Genomic DNA, 9163 nt, shown 5'->3' with positions numbered 1-9163 from the left:
GGGGATTGAGTTGAGCAATGAGGTTCGAACCGAGTAATCAACAGCGCTACGTACGCCTGGACGCTCAAGCGTCTTGGCAACAAAATCGTTAGGATTCACTAAGGGCGCTCCTGATCGAATCGCGAAACTCGATTTCGTTAGGCAGAGGAATCAAAAATACTTCAACTTGATAGTTTGAAATACCATGCTTTTGGATATGCCCCAGTATGTTAGCACTCCATTTAGTGAGGTCGTTTTGAATAGCAATACGCGCTGCTTCTATATCGGCTGGAAGAACTGGATACTCGTCTACAGAAAATCCAATAAGACATGCAGCGCGTACATCGAGTTTTTGAGACTTGGGATGAGCCTCATCAAAGTAATCTAAAATGGCATGACGTAAGTTTAAATCGCCTAAGTCTGCGTACTCTTTGATCAGAAAGAGGTCTTGCGTATCAGCTGATCCAATGAGGAATGGGGCACTGCTATTGAAGCAGTCTGCAAAAGCACTCGTATAATTTTTGTAGATTTTAGATTCGCCCCAGTAAAGCCCCAGCGTATGGTCCTCCTCCAACTTGGCGTGAATACCATCGGACCCGTGCACTTGCACTTGCGTATTTGTCTTCAGTGAAAGCTTGCTGAGGATTTGTGGAACTTGGAGATGTCTTTCAAGAAGAATGTATAGGAGAAGTTCACCACCTTCGCCGGTATTTTCTTGCTTGGTGGTGAAAAGACGCCTTGCGTTCAAAACTGCCTCGGTCATCGCCTCATCCCGCTCAAGTTCATCATCGATAGACTTGATTGAGTTGAGCCTGCTTCTGGGTGTGCAAAAACGTAGAATTTGCTTGGAGAGCTGTCGGGCCAGTGGCTTAACCCTGGGGTTCCCTGATGGGTCACTAGCCAAGTAATGGCATCGAATCGTGGCCTTAGTGTCGGCGATAACCTGCGGTTCGACTGGCTCATGCAGTAGGTGATCAAAGCGCGACCAGTCTCCCTGTACCAGCTCAGCGAACGCGGTCTTGAGGTCAAACTCTTCCTCGGCGGCAGTCAATCCGGTACTCCTACGGGTAGGCTTTGGGCAACGGTACCGCAGAGCAAGTCTGAGACCTTTGCGACTCGGTGAAGCGTCCTGAATCGACATTGATCCGTAAGCTAGGGTGGATACTCCATGGGGTGTCCCGGTTGCTTGAAATCGTGCCCAACGTGTCGACCAGAGTTCTTCGCCAATGAGGTGGCATGCTACGTCATCACGGTGGTCGGCGGATGGATTCGCTGTGTGATGATCGTGGAAGGGTGCCGGAAGAAGCGGATCAGGTTTCTCGAGCTACCGACTTAGAACTTCGGGGACTCTGCTGCCCCCTCCAGAGAGCATGTATGCAATTAGGTCGGTGCCGGGGTTACTGACTGTGAGCGTATTCCAGCGCAAGACACGATGAGATCAAGGGAAAGGTGCTGTGATGGCCCAGAGCGTGCAGATCATTCTGGAGGACGACCTCGAGGGTGGTCCTGCTGATGAGACCTTCCAGTTCGGCCTGGACGGCCGGCAGTACGAGATCGACCTGTCGGCAGCTAACGCGGAGAAGTTGCGGGAGGCCCTGCGCCCTTACGCCGCCTCCGGCCGGCGGGCCCAGGGCAAGTCCGCCCGGGTCACCGGGTCCCGTTCCTCCTCCGGTGGTAACCCGGAGACGGCGAAGATCCGGGCATGGGCCAAGGAGAACGGCCACCAGATCTCCGACCGCGGCCGTATTCATCAGTCCATCAAGGACGCCTACTACGCCGCCCAGTAGGTACCCACTCCCCCACCTGGACACGCCCCTCGAGCCTGTCCAGGTGATCTGCGACAGCAGAGGCTGGCGCTTGCGGGCCACCGCTGCGACATCGAAGCGGAACGTCTCGGGGCAGGGGTCGAGTACCGGGGGCCCTCACCGTGGTCCCCTCCGCACGGTGAAAAGCCGGTGACAGGCTGACGGTCCTTGCCCGGAACGAGGCCGCCGGGACGCCCCGCGTCCAGATCGGACAGCGCTGGTCGTCCCTTTGGCCCCCGAGACCGGATCCTACTGGGGGTTGGCCCTGGCTCCTTGCGGAAGGAGGCGGGCATCCGCATCGATCAAAGACCCCCGGGACCACTCGCCCCATCCCGCCGCCTGTCCCCAGAAGAAGAGAACCCGGCCCACCACCAACGGTGAGCCGGGTTCCTTCCTCGCCGACCAGGGGAAAGCCGCCCGCATCCGCACCCCCCTATCGGGGGTCCGGGTACTACCGGTTGATCTGTTGGGCGTAGGCGCGCACCGCGTTCTCGATCACCGCTCTCGCTGTGCCGTCGTGCTCGGTGAGCTCCTCGATCAGATCGGAGACGTCCTGGGCCACCCGCACACCCAGCTGGATCGTGGGCTCGCGACGAGGCCGGCCACGCCCGCGCTTAGGCGCGGCCGACGGGGGTTCCGCCGCCGGTGTCGCTTGCAGCGGCGGGGACGACACCTCCTGCGTCGCGGGCTGGGGTGTCGTGGTGCGTGGGGGTGTGTAGTCGACCGGGTCGATGTGCTCATCCGGGGCCGGGCGCGGCCGGCGGCGCTGCAATGAGGCGGGACGCTCCGGCTTGTCGGTCATCGCAGCACCTGCTTCGCAATCGCAGTGTAGGCGTCCAGCACGCGGGCGCCCTTGCGGTACTGGCCGTACCACTCCCCCGAAATCCGCACCTCCTGGACGATGGCCCGGTCCGGGATCAACGGCTCCAGGAACAACCCCGTGGCCCGCAGCTCCTCGAGGCTGGCCACCGCCGCCCGGCTCATGATGGTTTCCTTCACCCCACCGACGACGATGCCGGCCTCCGTGAGAGTGTCCGGGGCGCCGAGCTGCTGGCGGTGCCGACGGAACTGGGCGACCGTGCGCCGGGCCCCGTCCACCCCGTCGATGCCATCGCTGGTGGCGGTGGCGGCGTAGACCACGGTGTCCGCCGCGTTCAACGCCGACAGCGTCAACGGGCCACCCTGCCGGTTGGGACAGTCAATGACCACCACATCCGCTTGCAGACCGGTCAGAGAGATCTTCAGCCGCAGCTCCGCATGATCGGCCCGATCGGCCTCACGGTTGGAGACATTGCGGGCCGAGGGAATCACCCGGAGGTTCGGGTGCCACCCGCTGGGCACCGCGAGATCCTCGGCCCAGCCTTCGGGGTTCTCATCGCCCAGGATTGCCCCAATGTGCATTCCTTCCGCCGAGGGCTGCACCCCGAACCACTTGGTGGAGGCCGCGCGGGGGTCGAGATCAACGAGTACGACTTGACGCCCTTCGGCGGCGGCGACCATTGCTAGGGAGACGGCGGTGGTGGTCTTGGTGACTCCGCCGGATTCGCTGTACACCATGAGGGTTTGCATGGTTGCACGGTACCAAGACAGCTAGGGAGCTTGCCATATAGCTCGAAGGCTAACTAGCCAGCCATATATATAGAGCTCTATTTATCTTGCTATCTACCATTAATTCGAAGGCCCTTGGTACATCGTTCCGTCGGGCGTTCATGCGCCTAGCGAGGGCGCAGTGAGTGCCACGCTTGTTTCTTGCCTAGCGACCCGCCCCAGAGGGAGCCCCAGTAGTCGGCGTCGTCTGCCGTGCGGCCACCATCGCCTGTGGCGGTTGAGCTCGTGTGTATCTATCGCTCTGCGCCACCGAGCAGTCTGCCGACGAGGTGCCAAGGCACCTTCCCGGCGTCCATCGCGTTCTTGGCCTCCTTCTCCATATCCCCTGTTGCGTCCGGAACGCCCCCAGCTCCCTGTCAGAAGCGGGGGATCTCTACAAACGAGACGTGGAGTAGGGGAATGGCACCAAGGTGGCGCCGACTTCCCCTTGGGCAAGTGTTTCGGAGGCCCGTCAGGGCCGTAGAAATGCGCGGCAGCCATCGTTCGACGAGGAAGGAGGCGGGCCGATCTGGCGCTGAAACGCGAGGCCGCGCTCCTACAGGAGGAGTCACGGGCCGCGACCGAGGGAGGGATGTGCCGATGGGCGTGACCGCGGGTGCCGGCACAACGCCCATGTACTTTTGCAGTAGTAGTAGTAAGATTACTACTACTACGGAGGTTCTCTCATGACGGAGGCGATCCAGCGCAGCGCGCGGGAGCGGGTGTTCGCGGCGTGCGACCGTCTCGCGGAGGCGGAGGAGCGCATCACGGTGGCCGCGGTGCGCCGGGCGGCGCAGGTGTCCATGCAGGACGCCTCGGATGGGGTCCGGGCCTGGCGGGAGTCCCGCGCCCAGGTTCAGTCCGTGCCCGAGCCGCCGGAGGCGGTGGCCCGGGCCTGCGCGGGGCGTGGGGGACGGCCCTGAGCACGGCGCGGGCCGAGGTCGAGCACATCGCTGCCGAGGCGCGGGCCGGCCGGGAGCAGGCCGAGGCGGAGGCTGCGGAGCTGGTCACCGCGGTGACCGAAGCCGAGACCGGCCGGGAGCAGGCGTTGCACGACGTCGAGCGGCTGCAGATCGAGCTGGAGTCTGCTCGTGCCGCTCTGGTGACGGCACGGGCGGAAGCGGCCACGGCCAAGGAGGAACGCGCCCGGGAGGAAGGCCGGCGGGTCCAGGCCGAGGTCGAGGCCGCCGAGCTGGTCACGAAGGTCTCCGAAGTGGAGGCCAGCCGGGGTCAGGCCGTGGCGCGCGCGCAGCGGCTGGAGGCCGACCTCGAGGAAGCTCGCACCGAGGCCCAGTCGGCGCAGCAAGCCCGGGAGCGGGCCGAGGCCCAGGTGCTCGAGCTGACCGCCACGGTCACCGCGACGGAGTCGGCTCGGGACCAGGCGCTGCACGAGGTCCAGCTCCTGCAGACTGACCTCGAGGGGGCACGATCCGAGACGCAGGCCGCCCGTGCGGAGGCCACCGTGCAGGGCCGGGCGCACGCTCATGAACAGGGTCGGCGTGAGGAGGCCGAGCACGAAGCGCAGCGGCTGCGGGCCGAGCTGACCACCGCCCGTGACAGGGTGCATGCCCTGGAAACGGCAGCACAGAACGAGCCGCCCCGAAAGCCCTGAGGGAAGCGGCCGCTGAGCAGGCCATTAGTCACTCTTCGATACGCCACAGCACCGGTAAAACGTGGCGGGTGGCGTCTAATGCTCTCTGGCATCCCGGCATTTCGCCGCACAGTGAGCTGTAGTCGGCGGGTCCGCCCGGACGGGAACCCGGGGGTGTGGTGGCCCGTCGCTGGCCAGGGACGCCTTGATAGACTGATACGCACAGCACGGCCCAGCACACCGACCGGGGAGGTTCCATGGCGCAGCAGCACATTCTGCCGCCGGCTCTTGAGGTGGATCGGGCACGGCAGGTGGCTTCCGTGGTGCACAGTGCGGCCATGGAGGGACTCCACGTCACTGCAGCGACCCGGGCGGAGCTGGATCGTTTCGCCGAGGGTGGGCTCGAGGTCGAGGAGCTGGTTCGGCGCACGCGCGCCCGCTACGGCCTTGAGTGAGGCCCCCAGTCCGCACCGTGACCCGTATCTGGACCCGCACACCGGGGTCCTGACCAATTTGATCGGCGCCCGCACCGCGACAGAGCTCGCCGCCGCGGAAGCTGATCTCGTGGTGGTCCGCACCCTGCAGCTGTGGCGCCATCCACCGGCGCCTACCCGAGGTCTGGCCGAGCTGCAGGCCATTCACCGTCACCTGTTCCAGGACATCTATCCCTGGGCGGGGCAGCTGCGCACCGTGGATCTGCGCAAGACGGTCCCAGGTGCGCAGCCGTTCCTGCCGGTGTCGATGATCGCCCGCTCGGCCGGTTTCGTCTTCGACCAGCTACGCCAAGACCGCTACCTGCAGCACCTGGATCGGGACCGGTTCATCGAACGGTTGGCCTATCACTATGACCAGGTCAACTATCTCCACCCGTTCCGGGAGGGCAACGGGCGCACCCAGCGCTTCTTCTTCGATTCATTGGCCGTAGCCGCCGGCTGGTGGCTGGACTGGGCCCAGGTCACCGGGGCGGTCAACGACGCTGCGTCCCGGGACGCGGCCGAGAACCATGACCTTGCTACCTTGCAGGAGATGTTCGCGGTGATCCTCACTCCTGCGCCTCAACACCGTCGGCCGCGTTCCTGACCGGACCAGCTAACGGTCGGACAGGCCCGGGCAACGCGAAGCCCCCGAGAACACTGCGACACTCAGCTCGGACGCGACCCGTCAGTGGACAATGTAGCCGGGGAACCGCGCTGACCAGCAGGAGTCGCCGGCGACTCGAGTGACCTCATAGGTGACGGCCGTCAGGTGTGGGAAGCGCAGTCCGTGGAGTTCGCCTACCCGGGCACCCACTTGAGTCACGTGCAGTTCCCGACCACCCAGCGCAGCGCCGTGGAACGGTCCGTCCTTGACCGTCTCCCAGTAGTCGGAAGCGTTCGTGAAAGACCAGTACCCGGAGCCGATGGGGTGGTCCTCCAGGTAGTCCAGGGGCACCCAGAGGGTGAGGCCGCGGTGCTCGGGGCGGAGCCGATCCCGGAAGTCGGGGTCTAGTTCTCCGGGCAGGACGCCTTCAGGCCACTGGTAGGCAGGTTCAGTCGTCACGGAGGGATCCTCACCATCAGCAGCTGCGGGGGGCACTACCAGGCTAGGGGAGGGGTCGGGGCGCCCAGCGCCGGCGGAACCAATACCTGTTGCTTGGAGAACTTCACCCTCGTCCACGGTGTCGCCAGCGGGGGCGGCGGGCTCGTTTTTCAGCCACGCCATCACAGTGCGTGCGGTGCGTCCCACCGCCTCGGCGATGGCCCGGTAGGTCGCCCCCGCCGCCCGCAACCGGGCAGCCTGAGCCTTCAGTTGCCCGGCACGGTGGGTGCGGGCTTGGCGGGCCTTTCCGGCGTTGTTCGCCGCCGCGCGCGCCTTGGCTTCGGTGCGGGCCTTCCCGCCGCGCCGTCCCATGCTCGCCAGGTACTCAGGTGCGGCATCAGAGCCGCTGGTGGAGGTGGGGCGTCCTTTGCCTGCGTTGACCTGGCGGACGGCCGAGCGGGCCAGGCAGGCCACCTCGCTATCGGAGAGGGGGTCGGGCAGCTGGGCGTTGAGCGCTCGGGCGTGGGCGATCGAGGCGGCCTCGGTCGGGGTCTGGTGGTGGAGCTGCCGTCGGTCCCACAGCCACCGGCGGGTGGCGCGGAAGATCGCGGTGTTGCGCCCCACCTCCGTGGCGGTGTCCACGACGGGGACCCGCGGAATGCCGGTGCGGCCCAGCAGGGTCGTACCGGGGTCCCAGGCCGGTGCTGCGGGGCCGTCGATGGCCTCGTCGTGGAACGGGTCGATGTACTCGGCCATGTGCGCCTTGAGATCACCCAGGGACCACGGGCTGGCTCTGCGTCCCCACCACACGCGCCCGGCCGGGAACTCAGCAGCCGGATTGCGCACCAGGTAACGGGTGAAGCACAGGTCCCCGTCCACGAGCCGGTCCAGGGCCCGCTGCACCGCCTCCGCGTAACGGATCGGACCCGGCCGAGCACCCTCGCCCCGGTAGACCGGTTCGATAGCCCACCCGGCCTGGGCGTGACCGGTCTCGGGGTTCTCGATGATCCAGGTCGGCTCGGGCACGGCCGGGTGCATCAGGTTCAACAACGCGGCCTCGTCATCGACGTCGACGACAAGGAAGTTCAACCAATCCGCCGGGTTGAGCTGGACAAACGCGAACTCACCAGCAGGCCGCCCACGGTTCGGGAACGCCTGCGACTTGGTCTGACCGCATCGGAAGTACTCGATCCGGTGGTGCGCCAGGAAGCGGCGGGCCGGCGTCTCGGGGCAAAAAAGGACAACATCCAGCAAGGCGGGGTCCACTTGCGGACGCGCCTCAGGTACACTAGGGGACACAACAGTCCCCTGGTAATGGGTTCATATGCGGTTCTCATCCGGTTTCTGTTGAACCAGCTGTCTCGGTCGGCAAACTTGCGACAGCTGATTGACTTCGACGGCCCGCCCTCCACGGCGGGCCGTCAGTCGTTTAAGCGGTTTTAGTGATGGGGAGCTCCTCAGCGTTCTGCCGGTCGTCAAGTGCGTTCGGCAATCCGTAGTCACGATCAATTAGAGCGCCGACGTAGTCCGCCTGGGACAGGCCCAGGGCGGCCGCCTTCTCCGCCGCACGGCGGTGCTGCTCAGGCAGGATGCGCATGCTGAATGCCACTCGCTTCCCGAGCAGCTTGGGCGGTGTGTACTCCGTCATACGCTCACCCTTTCATATCGCTTGTACTAGCGCTAGGACTTTCGAGGGTGTGTCGGGCTTACTCGGTATTGCCCATGTCTTGGGACTGGTGGCCGACGACGTCCCACTGCCCGTTGTGCTTCTCGAGGTAGATGACGACTTGGCGTTGGCCGGTGGCTTCGATCTGGTGGCCGTCGCGGCTGATCCATTGCCAGGTGAGGTCGTAGGCGCGGATGGCTTTGTCCTTGGCGACGTCGCGGGAGACGTCACCGACGGCCGGTACGAGACTGGGGGAACTGTAGGCCTGGTGTTCTGCTGGTTCCAGCCAGGCGGCCTGGTTGCCGTTGCGTTCAGGCTCGATCTGGTTGTTCGCCCACTCTTCCGACATCAACGGTTTGGCGCGGATGGCGGCCGCGGTCTGGGTGCAGTCGGTGGCGGTGTCCCAGGAGTGGATGATCAGGGCAGCGGTCTCTGCGGTGGCTTCCACGTCGCTGCGATCGACGTTGTCCGGGTCGGGGAAGGTTCCTTGCCCGACGGTGAGCTCGGTGGGGGAGGCAGTGGCCGTGGTGGGGGTGGTGGTCTGCTCGCTGGCCTGTTGTGCTGTCTCGGGCCCGCAGGCGGTGAGGGGCAGGATGCACAGGGTCAGGGCGGTGATCAGGCGGGGTCGGGTCATTTCGGCCATGCTCCTTTCTGTTTGAGGATGGGCTCGGGGTCGATGTTGTGCCCCTGGTAAGGGAAGACGAGGTCGGGGGCGTCGGGTTTGTAGATTTCGAAGTGCAGGTGTGTGGCCATCCCGAACCGGCCGCGGTTGCCCTCGGTGCCGATGACGTCGCCGCGGGCGAGCTTCTGGCCCTTGGCTACGTCCCAGGAGTGCAGGTGGCAGAAGGCGAAGCCGAAGTCGGGGTCGTCCCCGTTCTCCTTGGCGATCACGCACCCGTCGGTGGCGTTGAACCCGGTGATCCGCAGGGCGGTCGGGGCCACGACGACTCCACCGTTCCCCTGGCCGGCCCCGGGGGTGGCGATGTCCACGCCCTCGTGCTGGTTGGCCCAGCCGGG

General features: G+C 65.1%; 12 protein-coding genes. 5 read left to right on the top strand and 7 right to left on the bottom strand.

All coding sequences use genetic code 11. The features are described 5' to 3' along the window. Positions 1-88 precede the first annotated feature (88 nt). On the bottom strand, positions 89-1030 hold the full coding sequence (locus tag BJF77_RS17700; RefSeq protein WP_075872992.1) for a DUF1837 domain-containing protein: 942 nt from the start codon (positions 1028-1030) through the stop codon (positions 89-91). Positions 1031-1436: 406 nt separating this feature from the next. Between BJF77_RS17700 and BJF77_RS17695 the strand changes: the two genes are divergently transcribed. Then, on the top strand, positions 1437-1766 hold the full coding sequence (locus tag BJF77_RS17695; RefSeq protein ID WP_075872991.1) for an Lsr2 family protein: 330 nt from the start codon (positions 1437-1439) through the stop codon (positions 1764-1766). Positions 1767-2235: 469 nt separating this feature from the next. Here BJF77_RS17695 and BJF77_RS20285 read toward each other — a convergent pair whose 3' ends face one another. Continuing rightward, on the bottom strand, positions 2236-2586 hold the full coding sequence (locus tag BJF77_RS20285) for a hypothetical protein (protein ID WP_139318639.1): 351 nt from the start codon (positions 2584-2586) through the stop codon (positions 2236-2238). Beyond that, entirely contained in the window at positions 2583-3353 is a 771-nt protein-coding gene (locus BJF77_RS17690; protein WP_075872990.1) for a ParA family protein, read from the bottom strand. The genes BJF77_RS20285 and BJF77_RS17690 overlap by 4 nt, the downstream gene beginning before the upstream one ends. 704 nt (positions 3354-4057) lie before the next feature. Between BJF77_RS17690 and BJF77_RS17685 the strand changes: the two genes are divergently transcribed. The 4 genes from BJF77_RS17685 to BJF77_RS17670 all read left to right on the top strand — a co-directional run bounded on the left by BJF77_RS17685 (position 4058) and on the right by BJF77_RS17670 (position 6042). After that, positions 4058-4294: a DNA-binding protein gene (locus BJF77_RS17685; protein ID WP_075872989.1), complete on the top strand. Its 237-nt coding sequence runs from the start codon at positions 4058-4060 to the stop codon at positions 4292-4294. A gap of 92 nt (positions 4295-4386) precedes the next feature. Continuing rightward, positions 4387-4983, top strand: a complete 597-nt coding sequence (locus BJF77_RS17680) for a hypothetical protein (RefSeq protein WP_075872988.1) — start codon at positions 4387-4389, stop codon at positions 4981-4983. A gap of 236 nt (positions 4984-5219) precedes the next feature. Next, positions 5220-5417: an antitoxin VbhA family protein gene (locus tag BJF77_RS17675; protein ID WP_075872987.1), complete on the top strand. Its 198-nt coding sequence runs from the start codon at positions 5220-5222 to the stop codon at positions 5415-5417. Then, positions 5410-6042, top strand: coding sequence for a Fic family protein (locus tag BJF77_RS17670; protein WP_075872986.1), 633 nt, complete (start codon positions 5410-5412; stop codon positions 6040-6042). The genes BJF77_RS17675 and BJF77_RS17670 overlap by 8 nt, the downstream gene beginning before the upstream one ends. A gap of 81 nt (positions 6043-6123) precedes the next feature. On the opposite strand, the gene BJF77_RS17665 is transcribed toward BJF77_RS17670, so the two are convergent. The 4 genes from BJF77_RS17665 to BJF77_RS17650 form a co-directional block, all read right to left on the bottom strand. Next, positions 6124-7734, bottom strand: a complete 1611-nt coding sequence (locus tag BJF77_RS17665) for a replication initiation protein (protein ID WP_255396352.1) — start codon at positions 7732-7734, stop codon at positions 6124-6126. A 175-nt stretch (positions 7735-7909) separates the two neighbouring features. Continuing rightward, on the bottom strand, positions 7910-8128 hold the full coding sequence (locus BJF77_RS17660; RefSeq protein WP_075872984.1) for a hypothetical protein: 219 nt from the start codon (positions 8126-8128) through the stop codon (positions 7910-7912). A gap of 58 nt (positions 8129-8186) precedes the next feature. Continuing rightward, positions 8187-8789, bottom strand: coding sequence for a hypothetical protein (locus BJF77_RS17655; RefSeq protein ID WP_255396351.1), 603 nt, complete (start codon positions 8787-8789; stop codon positions 8187-8189). Next, on the bottom strand, positions 8777-9163 hold a 387-nt coding region (locus BJF77_RS17650), incomplete at its 5' end, for a M23 family metallopeptidase (protein ID WP_139318638.1). The genes BJF77_RS17655 and BJF77_RS17650, both read right to left, overlap by 13 nt.

It is taken from the genome of Kocuria sp. CNJ-770, assembly GCF_001942375.1.
Taxonomy (GTDB): domain Bacteria; phylum Actinomycetota; class Actinomycetes; order Actinomycetales; family Micrococcaceae; genus Kocuria; species Kocuria oceani.
This window is presented reverse-complemented; position numbering and strand designations above follow the sequence as displayed.